Annotated in this window: 10 protein-coding genes; 3 read left to right on the forward strand and 7 right to left on the reverse strand. The window is 52.0% G+C overall.

Annotated elements, in window-relative coordinates; translation table 11 throughout:
* Positions 1-57 precede the first annotated feature (57 nt).
* Both OMR58_RS04720 and metK read right to left on the reverse strand, forming a co-directional pair.
* Positions 58-1,455 carry a sugar porter family MFS transporter gene (locus tag OMR58_RS04720; RefSeq protein ID WP_105592373.1) on the reverse strand — a complete coding sequence of 466 codons (1,398 nt, stop codon included), beginning with the start codon at positions 1,453-1,455 and terminating at the stop codon, positions 58-60.
* Positions 1,456-2,873: 1,418 nt separating this feature from the next.
* Positions 2,874-4,028: a methionine adenosyltransferase gene (gene metK, locus OMR58_RS04725; RefSeq protein ID WP_105592372.1), complete on the reverse strand. Its 1,155-nt coding sequence runs from the start codon at positions 4,026-4,028 to the stop codon at positions 2,874-2,876.
* Between the two features lie 864 nt (positions 4,029-4,892).
* Between metK and speA the strand changes: the two genes are divergently transcribed.
* The gene (speA, locus tag OMR58_RS04730) at positions 4,893-6,869 is read left to right on the forward strand and encodes a biosynthetic arginine decarboxylase (RefSeq protein WP_105592370.1); all 1,977 of its coding nucleotides are present in this window, start codon (positions 4,893-4,895) and stop codon (positions 6,867-6,869) included.
* A gap of 118 nt (positions 6,870-6,987) precedes the next feature.
* Here the strand turns inward: speA and OMR58_RS04735 are convergent, their stop codons facing one another.
* From OMR58_RS04735 to OMR58_RS04745, 3 genes are read right to left on the reverse strand one after another with little or no spacing between them, the layout of a single operon-like run.
* A complete protein-coding gene (locus OMR58_RS04735; RefSeq protein WP_200560114.1) occupies positions 6,988-7,335 on the reverse strand; it encodes a hypothetical protein in 348 nt (115 codons plus the stop codon).
* A 1-nt stretch (position 7,336) separates the two neighbouring features.
* Complete coding sequence (locus OMR58_RS04740) at positions 7,337-7,759, reverse strand: ribbon-helix-helix domain-containing protein (protein ID WP_200560113.1); 423 nt, start codon at positions 7,757-7,759, stop codon at positions 7,337-7,339.
* On the reverse strand, positions 7,737-8,039 hold the full coding sequence (locus tag OMR58_RS04745; protein ID WP_200560112.1) for a DUF4258 domain-containing protein: 303 nt from the start codon (positions 8,037-8,039) through the stop codon (positions 7,737-7,739). Before OMR58_RS04745 ends, OMR58_RS04740 begins: the two co-directional genes overlap by 23 nt.
* Before the next feature lie 279 nt (positions 8,040-8,318).
* Between OMR58_RS04745 and speB the strand changes: the two genes are divergently transcribed.
* A complete protein-coding gene (speB, locus tag OMR58_RS04750; RefSeq protein WP_200546319.1) occupies positions 8,319-9,239 on the forward strand; it encodes an agmatinase in 921 nt (306 codons plus the stop codon).
* Positions 9,240-9,314: 75 nt separating this feature from the next.
* Here speB and OMR58_RS04755 read toward each other — a convergent pair whose 3' ends face one another.
* Positions 9,315-10,586, reverse strand: a complete 1,272-nt coding sequence (locus OMR58_RS04755) for an OprD family porin (protein ID WP_264545360.1) — start codon at positions 10,584-10,586, stop codon at positions 9,315-9,317.
* A gap of 464 nt (positions 10,587-11,050) precedes the next feature.
* The gene (locus tag OMR58_RS04760; RefSeq protein WP_200560110.1) at positions 11,051-11,809 is read right to left on the reverse strand and encodes a M48 family metallopeptidase; all 759 of its coding nucleotides are present in this window, start codon (positions 11,807-11,809) and stop codon (positions 11,051-11,053) included.
* A 289-nt stretch (positions 11,810-12,098) separates the two neighbouring features.
* On the opposite strand from OMR58_RS04760, the gene tkt reads away from it, so the two are divergent.
* Positions 12,099-14,090, forward strand: a complete 1,992-nt coding sequence (gene tkt, locus OMR58_RS04765) for a transketolase (protein WP_200560109.1) — start codon at positions 12,099-12,101, stop codon at positions 14,088-14,090.
* Positions 14,091-14,385 lie beyond the last annotated feature (295 nt).

Here is a 14,385-nt window from a genome sequence, read left to right on the forward strand (position 1 = left end):
ACGGTGGCGGGAAGAGAGAAGCAATAAGACGGCCGGATTGCTCCGGCCGTAGGATGATCAGTCGCGGGAACCGATATCACGCAGTTTTTTACCGCTCAGCAGGTTACGCTCGATATGTTCCAGAGAAACGCCTTTCGTTTCCGGGATCAGGCACAGCGTCAGCACGATAAAGAACAGGTTAAGTGCGGCATACACCCAGAAGGTGTTGGCGTTACCCAGCGTATTCAACATGGTCAGGAAGGTGGCCCCGACGATCATGTTGGCGATCCAGTTGGTGGTGGTGGAAACCGTAATACCGAAATCGCGGCCTTTCAGCGGCTGAATTTCAGAACACAGTACCCAGATCAGCGGACCAGCGCTCATCGCAAAACCAACGATAAACATCAGCAGCATACCAATCGCAAAATACTGCGCCGCTGCGGAGTTAATGCCGATATGCAGCATGGTCCCCAGAATGCCCATACCCAGCGCCATCACCATAAAGCCGAGGATCAGCGTTGGCTTACGGCCCCAGCGGTCTACCAGACCAATAGCAATAAATGTCGCCAGTACGTTGATCAGGCCGACGATAACCGTCCCCCACATCTGCTGAGTGGTGTTGGCGAAACCGGCAATTTCAAAGATTTTTGGCGCGTAATACATGATCACGTTCATGCCCGTGAACTGCTGCATTACCTGCAGCAGGATGCCGAGCCACACCGCGCGGCGGAAGTTGCTGTTGTCTTTAAACAGTTCCCAGCCGGACTGCTTGATTTTCAGGCTTTCACGGATTTCATCCAGCTCGCGCTTTGCCTGTTCGCTGGTGTCACGCAGGCGATCCAGCACACGCTGCGCATCGCGGAAGTTACCTTTCGCCGCCAGCCAGCGCGGGCTGTTTGGCAGGAAGAACACGCCAACCAGCAGCAGCAGGGCAGGAATGGTGATCACACCCAGCATCCAGCGCCATTCGCCGCTATAGCTGAATGCAGTATCGGACAGGTACGCACCCAGAATACCGATGGTAATCATCAGCTGGTAGAGCGAGATCATGCTGCCACGAATTTTCTCCGGCGCGATTTCAGACAGATACAGCGGAGCGGTATAAGACGCAACGCCAACGGCCAGGCCAAGCAGAACGCGGGCAACGATCAGCATTTCCGGGTTAGGTGCCAGTGCGGACCAAAGCGAGCCGATAACAAACAGTACGGCGCCGATCATCAGGCTTTTTTTACGGCCAAGATAAGACGACAGCCAGCCGCTGCCGATGGCACCGATGGCGGCACCAAACATCATGGAGCTGACGATCCACTCCTGCTGGTGAGCGGTGACGTTGAAATCTTTCGAGATAAACGGCAGGGCACCGGCAATCACGCCGATATCCAGGCCAAACAGCAGGCCGGCCAGGGCAGCAAGGAAACAGACGAAAAGGGTCATAGCCTTGTTCGAGGTTCTGCTGTGAGTTTTTGTTCCAGGCATGATGCCTCCATTAATGACTGCTTTGTATTGCTATCAATGTTAGACAACCTGCTTCCATCAGACTGTGCGTTATGTCACATCAGTGTAATCGGTTACACTTGCTGTGTTAGGTTAAAGCTTAGGCAAGGTGCATAAACCGGCCTTTTAATCTGTATTTAACGATGTTTTGTTGTATTTTTTCTCACTGTGATTAATGGTTGCCGGATGTTTCTGAAAATATAATATTTTGAATATTTATGGCAATGAGCTGATGTCTTAAATATAGGAAATATAGAGTGTTTGTTTGTGTAACCGATACCAATTTAGCGCATTGGGTTACTTAGAGTGTAGCTAGTTGTGCGGGTGTTAATTTTTGGTTGCGGAATGTGTTTGTGGATGTTGAAAATGGCTGATGGGCTGATGGGCTGATGGGCTGATGGGCTGATGGGCTGATGGGCTGATGGGCTGATGGACGTAGGTTACTATGGAGATTGCGCTGGCTGGCTGTTCCCTCGCCCGGATGGTCCTCACGCCACGCTTTGCGTGGTGCCTTCACTACGTTCGTCTGCCTGTCGGACCGCCAAAGACGGGCCGTCCATGGCCCGGCTTTGTCTTTCGTCCGCGTCCATGCGGCCGAATCCTGGCTTCCTTTCTCCGCTCAGCGCTGCGGATTATCCGGTCGGGTGAACAGTCAGCCTGCTGTGCTGCTTCCGTGATGCATGCCGGATGTGAAAAAAGCTAGCACGACGCTCGATGGAGGGGACCAGTTGGTGTCCAGATATGTCTGAACGCCAGCAACAAACGTTCTCAAGGGAATAAACGTGGGCGATTTAAATCCTGGCTTCCTTTCTCCGCTCAGCGCTGCGGATTATCCGGACGGGGGCCAGTCAGCCTGCTGTGATGCTTCCGTAATATATGCCAGATGCGAAAAACAGTGAGCACGACGCTCGATGGAGGGGGGCAGGTTGCAGTCCAGATATGCCTGAACACCTGCAATAAACGTTCTGAAGGGAATAGTTGTTTGTAAAACCGCGACTCTGAAGGTAATAGAGAACAGCCTCTGCCGCGGGTACCGGGCAATCCGCAGCGCTGAGGCGTAGGCAGCAGGCCAGGAGATGCCAGCAGGGAAGCTGGCGTCAGGCGAAGCCGGGCAGGACGCCCGTCTTCGCCGGTCCGGGAGGCCGGATGCCGAAGCCGAAGGCACCACGCGAAGCGTGGCGCGAGGACGCCCGGTACCCGCGGCAGAGGCTGGGCACCCTCGCACACACGATACAGCGAAGATATGAGGACGCCCGGTATCCGCGGCAGAGGCTGGGCACCTACTCACAGCGAGCAGCCAACCCAACCCACAGACCAAAAAAAAACCGCCATCTAAAAGACGGCGGCTTAATCACGCTGGAGGGCAGCCCGAAAGCACCCTCAGCACAGCGGCAGAAAACTTATTTCAGACCGGCAGCATCGCGCAGCAGAGCGGCTTTGTCGGTTTTTTCCCATGGGAAATGTTCGCGACCAAAGTGACCATAGGCCGCAGTTTCGCGGTAGATCGGATGCAGCAGATCCAGCATCTGAATCAGGCCGTAAGGGCGCAGATCGAAGAACTCGCGCACCAGCAGAGTCAGCTGCTCGGTAGAGACTTTCTCTGTGCCGAACGTTTCCACCATGATGGAAGTTGGCTCTGCAACGCCGATAGCGTAGGAGACCTGAATCTCGCAGCGGTCGGCCAGACCGGCAGCCACGATGTTTTTCGCTACGTAACGCGCAGCGTACGCCGCTGAACGGTCAACTTTTGATGGATCTTTACCGGAGAATGCACCGCCGCCGTGGCGAGCCATGCCGCCGTAGGTATCAACGATGATTTTACGACCGGTCAGACCGCAGTCACCCATTGGGCCACCGATAACGAAACGGCCGGTCGGGTTGATGTGGTATTTGGTGCTGGCATTGATCCACTCAGCGGGCAGAACCGGCTTGATGATCTCTTCCATCACGGCTTCTTGCAGATCTTTCTGCGAGATGTCTTCGGAATGCTGGGTAGACAGGACCACTGCGTCGATACCGACAATTTTGCCGTCATCGTACTGGAAGGTGATCTGGCTTTTCGCATCCGGGCGCAGCCACGGCAGGCTCCCGCTTTTACGGACTTCAGACTGGCGCTGCACCAGACGGTGTGCGTAAGTTACCGGAGCGGGCATCAGCACGTCGGTTTCATTAGTGGCGTAGCCGAACATCAGGCCCTGGTCACCGGCACCCTGCTCAAGCGGATCGGTACGATCAACGCCCTGGTTGATGTCAGGAGACTGTTTACCAATTGCGCTCAGTACGGCGCAGGAATTGGCATCAAAGCCCATATCGGAATGAACATAGCCGATATCGCGCACGGTTTGACGGGTGATCTCTTCGATATCAACCCATGCACTGGTAGTAATTTCACCACCAACCAGCACCATGCCGGTTTTTACATAGGTTTCGCAGGCCACGCGTGCTTTCGGATCCTGCTCGAGAATTGCATCAAGCACGGCATCGGAAATCTGGTCGGCGATTTTATCAGGATGTCCTTCTGATACGGACTCGGAAGTAAACAGGTGTTTAGCCATTATATTCTTTACCTTACTAATACGGGTTGAAGATCGACTGCATAGCGCAAAAACTGGAGATTAGCCTGAAATTCAGGACAGATATCTGTTCTTAGCGCCCCCCTCAGGCAAAGCCATGAGCAGTGATTATCCTTTTCAGGGATATCGCCCCCGTAGTAACGGAGGTAAATCAAAGACGCTTAGAAGTTAACCAGTATAGATGGATTAACATCTGGATGGCTATTTTAGGTTACACGTTAAGCGGATTGCCAGCATTTTTTACCGGGGAGAGTTTTATCATTTGTAAAAAGTGGAAAATTATCCTGACAGATATCCCAACCGGCACATTTAGATTTTGCAATTTTAGTCACGTAGCTGTATAAAACGGCGCTGCCTTTGAGCATGATTTGAGGCACGCAACTGACCCGCCAGCAATGAAAAAATACGCGCTGGTATTCACCCGCAGTTTTTGGTTTTTCCACGCACCGGTCGGTGTGTGTGGAGGTGACAACAGTAATGAACCACGGTGTTTCACTCGTTCAATTACGCCGTTCCGGCGTGTTCAATATCCCTTCATGCGGTACGACTTCCTGTACTACTTGCCGAAACTTTGTGCGCATTGGTAACAATCCCGACACCAGCGCCGGTTAATCTGCTTCTGACGTTGTGACCAGGTTCTCTCAGATTTACCTGAGAGTTGTCTCTATTGGTTTTCTGACCCGTTATACGGAGTCCGCGACGTGTTTTACAATGTTATACTTCAGAAACCGATTTTAGCGGTACTTCAGTCTGCCAGGCTGAACATCCCGGTAATTGATGGGTTATCGTCACAGGTTAATTCTGCGGCGGCTTGCCGTTTTGCTTTACTACAATTTGAGGTTCGCAATGTCTGACGACATAAAGAATGTAATGGGTTCGTCAGCGGGCGAACAGGGTGTTCTCCGCTCCATGCAGGAGGTGGCCATGAGCGATCAAGAAGCCAGCAAAATGCTGCGTACTTACAATATTGCCTGGTGGGGCAATAACTACTATGACGTCAACGAACTGGGCCACATCAGCGTTTGCCCGGACCCCGACGTCCCTGAAGCGCGCGTTGACCTGGCGAAGTTGGTAAAAGAACGCGAAGCCAACGGCCAGCGTTTACCGGCGCTGTTTTGCTTCCCTCAGATCCTGCAGCATCGCCTGCGTTCAATTAACGCGGCCTTCAAGCGTGCGCGCGAATCCTACGGCTATCGCGGCGACTACTTCCTGGTCTATCCGATTAAGGTTAACCAGCATAAGCGTGTCATTGAATCCCTGATCAACTCCGGCGAACCGCTGGGTCTGGAAGCCGGTTCCAAGGCAGAGCTGATGGCGGTACTGGCGCACGCCGGGATGACCCGTTCAGTGATCGTCTGTAACGGCTATAAAGACCGTGAATATATCCGCCTTGCGCTGATCGGCGAAAAGATGGGCCACAAGGTCTATCTGGTGCTGGAAAAAATGACCGAAGTCCAGCTGGTGTTGGAAGAAGCGGAACGCCTGAATGTCGTGCCGCGCCTCGGTATCCGTGCGCGCCTGGCTTCACAGGGTTCCGGCAAGTGGCAGTCTAGCGGCGGAGAGAAATCGAAGTTCGGTCTGTCGGCGACTCAGGTGCTGAAGCTGGTTGAGATCATGCGCGAAGCGGGGCGGATGGAAAGCCTGCAGCTGCTGCACTTCCATCTGGGATCGCAGATGGCCAACATTCGCGATATCGCCACCGGCGTTCGTGAATCGGCGCGTTTCTACGTTGAGCTGGCGAAGCTTGGTGTGAATATTCAGTGCTTTGACGTCGGTGGTGGTCTGGGCGTTGACTATGAAGGCACGCGTTCCCAGAGCGATTGCTCGGTGAACTACGGCCTGAACGAATACGCCAACAACGTTATCTGGGCGATTGGCGATGCCTGTGAAGAGCATAACCTGCCGCACCCGACGGTGATCACCGAGTCCGGCCGTGCGGTGACCGCGCATCACACCGTGCTGGTTTCCAATATCATCGGCGTTGAGCGCAATGAGTTCAGTACCCCACAACCGCCAGCCGGTGATGCACCGCGCCCGATTGTCAGCATGTGGGATACCTGGCAGGAGATGCACGAGCCGAACAACCGCCGTTCGCTGCGCGAATGGCTGCATGACAGCCAGATGGATCTGCACGATATCCATACCGGCTATTCGCAGGGCACCTACGATCTGACTCAGCGCGCCTGGGCCGAGCAGCTGTATCTCAACATCTGTAACTATATTCAGCAGCACCTGGACCCGAGCAACCGCGCGCACCGTCCGATTATTGATGAACTACAGGAGCGGATGGCGGATAAGATTTACGTCAACTTCTCACTGTTCCAGTCAATGCCGGATGCGTGGGGTATCGATCAGCTGTTCCCGGTACTGCCGCTGGAAGGGCTGAACAAAGTGCCGGAGCGCCGTGCGGTGCTGCTGGATATCACCTGTGACTCGGACGGCACCATCGATCACTATGTTGACGGTGACGGAATTGCCACCACGATGCCGATGCCGCAGTACGACGTGGATAACCCACCGATGCTGGGCTTCTTTATGGTCGGTGCGTATCAGGAGATCCTCGGCAACATGCATAACCTGTTCGGTGATACCGAAGCGGTAGACGTGTTTGCCTTCTCCGACGGCAGCGTGGAAGTTCAGCTGTCTGACGAAGGGGATACCGTAGCGGATATGCTGGAGTACGTGCAGCTGAATCCTGCCGAGCTGCTGACGCATTTCCGCAACCAGATTAAAGAAAGCGATCTCGATGAGGAGCTGCGCGCGCAGTTCCTGGAAGAGTTCGAAGCGGGCCTGTACGGCTATACTTACTTAGAAGATGAGTAAGTAATAATAAGGCTGAACGGTTATCGGTTCAGCCTTATCTGAGCTTTATATGACATGAGAGTCTGTAGCTTTTATTAAAAAACATCCTGTTGTAAACGATAGCGATATTATGGATGAGCTAAAGCTTCAATAAACGGTTGGTGAATTTTTCATCCTGGGGCCAGTCTACAGAGAGAGTACCTCTTTCCATTAATGCTCCAAGGCATGAACGAGAAAGTTCGTCCTCGCTGTACTCCTCGGCAGTTTTCTTAATCAGTGGAATGCTTTCCTTCGAAGTAAGAAGGTATTCTGACAGCAGTTCACCGATCTTATCGTAAAACAAATTTGCTTTGTTCTGACCATAAACATCACACATCACATCGATCATGGCTGCAATTTTATGGCTCGGTCGATAGCTGATAGTGACATATTCACTGCTGTTGCTGTTAGCCAAACGTTCATTGATAACCTGAGAAAGTTTTTTCATTTTATTTTTTCACACTTGAAGAAAGAATTGATTTGATATCATCATGTTCTTGAGAGTAAAAATTCTGTTGCTGGTAATATTTATTTTCCACCTGACCGATTTGTCCATTAGGATCGATTTCGTATAGCCAGCTTTTATCAATGGATAATGAATTATTTAATTCAGGATTACGTTTATCTGCCTCTGATGCCAGCAGGTAGCGAGTATCGAAATTTTCAACATCCTGATTGAAGAATTTATAGACAAGAGCTTCAATAGCTGCATTAACGACCTGAGAACGCGTATCGTCGGTCAGTGCAGCCAGTTCATCCAGAATCGCCAGGTCAACTTTATTGATTTTTATGTTTAATTTAGTCGGGGTGCTTTTTGTCTGGCCTAAAGATCCCTGCCCAAAATGTTCTTCATTTATCGTAATGTTTTTCATGGCTGTTTTTTCTCTTTTTAACATCGAACGAATTATTATAGTAAGCAGTGATAAGCATCTCGTTCACTTCAACAATTGTCAGTCCACCTCGGCCCTTCAGTTTTTCGAGTTGCTGGAGAAGACCAGATAATGTCCCCATCATCGCGGTAATTGTTTTTTTATCCAGAATAACTTTTTCTCCATCGCCTGAATCTGAACCAAATTTAAGTGCGATATCAATCAAAGCCTGCTGAATACATCTCTCATTCATTCGTTTGTAAGCATGTCGTGTCAGATTCATAGCGCCTCCAGGTGATGAAAAGAGCATGAGGTCACTTTTTGATTTCGTCAATAGTCTAAATTTGACTATTTTGATCGGAGGCTGATTTTTTAGGACTGAATGGGGTAAGCGCTTCACACGCATTCCCCTGAACATGCTAAAATAGAGGCATAATCTGGTGTGATATTTCGTTCACCAACCTCAAATCCCTTTCTCGTCGGGCCTAACGACGCGGCGGGGATTTTTTTTCATCTGTAGCGAGCCGTCAGCGCTGGCTGAACAGTCAATTAAGGAGCCGTTATGCACAACACTTTGGGTAATCAGTATGATAACTCTCTGGTTTCAAATGCATTTGGATTTATGCGTTTCCCGGTCAACTTCCAGCCGTACGACAGCGATGCCGAATGGGTGATTACCGGCGTACCTTTTGATGCTGCGACTTCCGGCCGCCCGGGCAGCCGTCTGGGGCCGGGCGCTATTCGTCAGATCTCGACCAATCTGGCGTGGGAAGGCTGCCGCTGGCCGTGGCAGTTCAATCTGCGCGAACGTCTTAACGTGATTGACTGCGGTGATTTGGTGTATGCCTTCGGTGATTCACAGGATCTGAGCGACAAGCTGCAGGCGCATGCAGAAAAGCTGCTGGCGAACGGCAAACGCATGCTGACCTTCGGCGGCGATCACTATATCTCACTGCCGCTGCTGCGCGCGCATGCGAAAACCTTCGGTAAGATGGCGCTGGTGCACTTCGATGCCCACACCGATACCTATGACAACGGCCCAACTTTCGACCATGGCACCATGTTCTATACCGCGCCGAAAGAGGGCCTGATCTCGCCGGAACATTCGGTGCAGATCGGTATCCGCACCGAATTTGATCGCTCTTTGGGCTTTAACGTGCTGGATGCGGCGCAGGTTAACGATCGCAGCGTCGACGACATTCTTGCTCAGGTGAAACAGATCGTCGGCGATCTGCCAATCTATCTGACCTTTGACATCGACTGCCTCGATCCGGCTCACGCGCCGGGGACCGGTACGCCGGTTATCGGTGGGCTGACCAGCGATAAAGCCACCAAACTGATCCGTGGCTTGCAGGGAATGAACATTGTGGGAATGGACCTGGTCGAAGTGGCACCAGGCTACGACCAGTCGGATATCACTGCTCTGGCAGCGGCAACGCTGGCGTTAGATATGCTGCACGTTCAGGCGGCTAACAAAGGCTAAGCCCGATAACGACTGCCGCACAGTGGCGTGCGGCAGTCGTCTTTTCTTCTGTCATTTAGCGATGAAATAACATCGTTAAAACGCGCTAAACGGGTAATCAACGTATACGCGAACCTCGTTACCCCCGACGTTATAATCACTGGCGTTGCTGGATACCCGCAGTATGGAATAACGCAGGGTCAGCTTCAGGTCTTTCGCCGGACCGTTTTGCACCTGATACTGAATCTGGTTAAACCACTCGTGTTCCTTGCCGTTGCGGGTTTCAGCGGTTTTAATGTTGTCTCCGCGAACATAAGCGGTGGTCCAGCTCATTCCCGGCACGCCAATACCGGAAAAATCCAGCCCGTAAGAAGCCTGCCATGAACGCTCGCCTTCACCATCAAAATCCGACCAGTAGGAGTTGGACAGCCAGATAGTGTTACCGCCGTCGCCTGTGCCACCAGCATTGCGATAGCCGCCGTATTGATAACCGGTACTGCCGCTGCTGTGCTGATAAGCCAGTTCGAAGGTTTGAACATCCCAGATGTAGCTCGCCGCCAGGCTCCAGATGGTATTATTGCGGCCGGTATCGAGCCTGCGCGCATAGTCGGAATCAAGACGCGAGTTATAGCCATTGAAGTCGAGTATCAGCTTTTGTTCATTGCTGAATGGCTGATTGTAGGTCATGCCAAGATACTGTTTTTTAAGCACGTCTTTAACATCGGAAGCATAGGCCGAGCCGCTGAATCGATCGCTGAACTGATAGCTGGCACCGCCGAATGACAGGCTTTTCAGGCCACTATTGTGGCGGTCATCGCTTTTACGCTGCTCGTCCGTGAAGTAACCGGCGTTGATCTCCAGCCCGGTAATTTCTTTCGAGTTCAGCATTGTTCCGGTATAGGTTTCCAGCAGCAGGCGTGAGTCATCGGCATAGAGAATGGGCAAAATGGGGTACTGATTACCGTAGCTCAGTACGGTGTTCGAAATGCGCATTTTGGCGGTAGCGCCAAATTTTGCGAGATTGTGTTTAGCCCGACCGCCGTCGTTCCCCTGTTTGAAGAAGTCGATGCCGCTGGCGCCGCTGCGACCGCGACCGCCGTCAAGGCGAACGGCGTACTGCGCGATGCCATCAACACCGAAACCAATCAGCCCTTCGGTATAGCCTGAATGGAATTTGGTAATAGCACCCTGGCCCCATTCGGCTTTATCCTGCACGCCGTTGCGGTAATCACGGTCAATATAAGCGTTACGTAACAGCAGGTCTAAATGGCTGTCTGCGATAAAACCTTTGCTGTCTGCTTGCTCGCTGGCGATGGTCGGTATTACGGCACATAAGTTTAATGTAATTAATAATAGTTCTTTTTTCACTGGAGTTAATTCTCTTGCTGAATAATATGAAATATAAATTTTACCCTGATGGTATTCACCACAGGTTAAGCGATTGCAATCGTTAAATACCTATTAGGCCCAGGCTCAGAGCGCTATGCAAGAACTTTGTAATTGAATTTCCTGCAATGTTTGCTTTGGGATTTCTTAATGAAGGTGAAATAAAGTGCATAAATGGATGGGTTATGATTTTTTATAATTTCTGGCGGAGATGAAACTGTCGGTAGTCTGAATTGTAATTTGAATAATTAACACGTCGTGCGATTCAGTCGGAAATTTATGCTTTGTTAATATCTTTTGTATTAAATTTATAATCTATGTTTATTATTAATCGAACTATCTTCAACGTTGTTTTCAATGCGTGGACTGTCAACCTGAGTTTGGTGCTCATTGTCCATCTGTAATGCGGGCTATCCGCTGGAAGTGACGGTTAGCCCGCTTTGAGTTTATTTGATTCCGTCTGCCGCCATCCGCTCACGAATATGCTGCGCTCGCGCTTCAGAGGCAGGGTGATCGTCAAACATTGAACTCTGGCGGCCGGCTTCCAGCTTCGCCAGCTTTTCAAAGCTGGTGGCCAGTCCTGCCGGGTTTATGTTGCGTTTGCGCAGCAGATCGTAGGAATAATCATCTGCTTCCGACTCCTGGCGCTGCGAGAACTGTGAATTCACCAGTTTTTCACCGATATCCCCAAGCTGCGACTGGGAAAGAGAAGCGGCAATGCCACCGGCAGATGCAGCGGCGGTGCGAGCGGCCGTTGTCGCGTAGGCCACTTGCATAGCCTTGCGCGAGTGTCCTAGCGCAACGTGGCCCATTTCATGGCCCAGAACCGCCTCAACTTCATTGTCGGTCATCATATCCATCAGGCCGCTGTAAACCCGGATACAGCCATTTGCCATCGCCCAGGCATTGACGTCTTTGGTGAGGTAAACCTTGTAGTTTGCCGGCGTGCCGTTGATGTTATCGCCCAGTGCGGCAGAAATTTTGTTTAAACGCTTGGTATAGCTGCTGTTGGCATCAGCGATTGGTGTGGTGCTGTCCATTTGCTGGCAGGATTTGTCACTTAGCTCTTTTACCTGCGCATCGCTCAGCGTGGCAGCCTGAAACGCCTGTGCGCCGGACTGCATCAGTCCATTGCTGTCGAAGTTCTGACAGCCAGAAATAAGGGTTGCCAGTGCCAGGGCAGCTAAAGAAATGCGTTTCTTCATTCCGGTTTATCCATTATTAGTAACAAGGTAAATAAATCATTAAGTTAGCGAGTGGAAGGGTGGTTAATAACCCGCCAGATAGTTGAGTTATAGCCTCTGCTGCCGTCTTTGCCTAGTCGGGAGATTCCCAAAGTGCAACTTATGTGATTATTTTTACATCCTGCGGCATGTACATGTTACCCATATTTCATGTACATTGATGGTCGACTTTCCTTCGGCTTTGCCTGATAACTCATTAATTACAATAGGTTAAGTACGGCGAAGCGTTAAATCCGACCTGGAGTAGAAAATGTCTTCTCGTAAAGAGCTTGCCAACGCCATTCGCGCATTAAGTATGGATGCGGTACAGAAAGCCAAATCCGGCCACCCGGGTGCCCCAATGGGTATGGCTGATATCGCTGAGGTGCTGTGGCGCGACTTCCTGAACCACAACCCGTCTAACCCGCTGTGGGCCGATCGTGACCGTTTCGTGCTGTCTAACGGCCACGGCTCAATGCTGATTTACAGCCTGCTGCACCTCACAGGCTACGATCTGCCAATCGGCGAACTGGCTAACTTCCGTCAGCTGCATTCCAAAACCCCAGGTCACCCAGAATACGGTTACACCGCAGGCGTAGAAACTACTACCGGTCCGCTGGGCCAGGGTATTGCTAACGCCGTTGGTTTTGCAATTGCCGAGCGCACTCTGGCTGCACAGTTCAACCGTCCGGGCCACGACGTTGTTGACCATAACACCTACGTGTTCATGGGCGACGGCTGCATGATGGAAGGCATCTCACACGAAGTCTGTTCACTGGCGGGTACGCTGAAGCTGGGCAAACTGGTGGCGTTCTATGATGACAACGGCATCTCTATCGATGGTCACATTGAAGGCTGGTTCACCGACGATACCGCGAAGCGCTTTGAGTCTTACGGCTGGCACGTGGTGCGCGGCGTTGACGGTCACGACGCTGAAGCGATTAAAAAAGCAGTAGAAGAAGCTAAAGCGGTTTCCGACAAGCCTTCACTGCTGATGTGCAAAACCATCATTGGCTTCGGTTCACCGAACAAAGCCGGTACTCACGATTCCCACGGTGCACCGCTGGGCGATGCTGAAATTGAACTGACTCGCAAGCAGCTGGGCTGGACTCATGCACCGTTCGAAATTCCACAGGACATTTATGCTCAGTGGGATGCGAAAGAAGCAGGCCAGGCGAAAGAATCTGCATGGGATGAGAAATTTGCCGCCTATGCGAAAGCCTTCCCTGAGCTGGCAGCCGAGTTCAAACGCCGCGTAAGCAACGAGCTGCCGGCTAACTGGGCAGAAGAGTCGCAGAAATTTGTTGAGCAGCTGCAGGCTAATCCGGCGAAAATCGCCAGCCGTAAAGCGTCTCAGAATGCGATCGAAGCGTTCGGTAAACTGCTGCCGGAATACCTGGGCGGCTCCGCTGACCTGGCGCCAAGCAACCTGACCATGTGGTCCGGTTCTAAGCCAATCAACGAAGATGCAGCGGGTAACTACATCCATTACGGCGTGCGCGAATTCGGTATGACCGCGATCGCTAACGGTATCACCCTGCACGGTGGTTTCCTGCCTTACACCGCAACCTTCCTGATGTTTGTGGAATACGCGCGTAACGCGGTACGTATGGCGGCACTGATGAAGGTCCGTCAGGTGCTGGTTTACACCCACGACTCTATCGGTCTGGGCGAAGACGGCCCGACTCACCAGCCTGTTGAGCAGCTGGCCAGCCTGCGCGTTACGCCAAACGTGAGCGCATGGCGTCCATGTGACCAGGTTGAATCCGCAGTGGCCTGGAAATACGGTATCGAGCGCCATGACGGTCCTACCGCACTGATCCTGTCCCGTCAGAACCTGGCACAGCAGGAGCGTACCCCTGAGCAGCTGGCGAACATCGCTCGCGGTGGTTACGTGCTGAAAGACAGCGCGGGCACCCCTGATGTGATCCTGATTGCGACCGGTTCAGAAGTTGAGCTGGCGGTTGGCGCATTCGACAAACTGACTGCGGAAGGCCACAAAGTTCGCGTGGTGTCTATGCCGTCTACCGATGCCTTCGACAAGCAGGATGCTGCCTACCGTGAATCCGTGCTGCCGAAAGCGGTTAGCGCTCGCGTAGCGATTGAAGCGGGTATCGCTGACTACTGGTTCAAATACACCGGTCTGAACGGCGCTATCGTTGGCATGACCAGCTTCGGTGAATCTGCACCAGCTGAGCAGCTGTTCGACCTGTTTGGCTTCACCGTGGACAACGTTGTCGCTAAAGCGAAAGGCCTGCTGTAATCCTTTCCAACCGGCCCTTAATCGGGCTGGTTTACCGAAAAAAGCACCGCCTGGCGGTGCTTTTTTTTTCGCTCGCCGATCGTGACTGGCGATGTTCAATTTCTACAAATTCTCGCCCCGGTTCCTTTCAGCAATGTACGGCATGAAATTTCATCATTCTCTGAAGTGTTGTCCGAAAGGATGATACCCCTTGGTTTAGTGGTGTTATTGGTGCGTGTAACTACCGATTAAGCGCTTCATTGGGAGGCGGTTTACATAAAGTGGTATTCGTCTAAAATTTCATCGGGACAAGCGG

The organism is Erwinia sp. INIA01 (assembly GCF_025947915.1).
GTDB lineage: Bacteria > Pseudomonadota > Gammaproteobacteria > Enterobacterales > Enterobacteriaceae > Erwinia > Erwinia coffeiphila.

Bases quoted from the DNA above. Each gene is read 5' to 3' on its own strand.
- OMR58_RS04720 (WP_105592373.1), bottom strand. From the start codon at position 1,455: ATGCCTGGAACAAAAACTCACAGCAGAACCTCGAACAAGGCTATGACC.
- OMR58_RS04745 (WP_200560112.1), bottom strand. From the start codon at position 8,039: ATGAATCTGACACGACATGCTTACAAACGAATGAATGAGAGATGTATT.
- speA (WP_105592370.1), top strand. From the start codon at position 4,893: ATGTCTGACGACATAAAGAATGTAATGGGTTCGTCAGCGGGCGAACAG.
- speB (WP_200546319.1), top strand. From the start codon at position 8,319: ATGCACAACACTTTGGGTAATCAGTATGATAACTCTCTGGTTTCAAAT.
- metK (WP_105592372.1), bottom strand. From the start codon at position 4,028: ATGGCTAAACACCTGTTTACTTCCGAGTCCGTATCAGAAGGACATCCT.
- OMR58_RS04740 (WP_200560113.1), bottom strand. From the start codon at position 7,759: ATGAAAAACATTACGATAAATGAAGAACATTTTGGGCAGGGATCTTTA.
- OMR58_RS04735 (WP_200560114.1), bottom strand. From the start codon at position 7,335: ATGAAAAAACTTTCTCAGGTTATCAATGAACGTTTGGCTAACAGCAAC.
- tkt (WP_200560109.1), top strand. From the start codon at position 12,099: ATGTCTTCTCGTAAAGAGCTTGCCAACGCCATTCGCGCATTAAGTATG.
- OMR58_RS04760 (WP_200560110.1), bottom strand. From the start codon at position 11,809: ATGAAGAAACGCATTTCTTTAGCTGCCCTGGCACTGGCAACCCTTATT.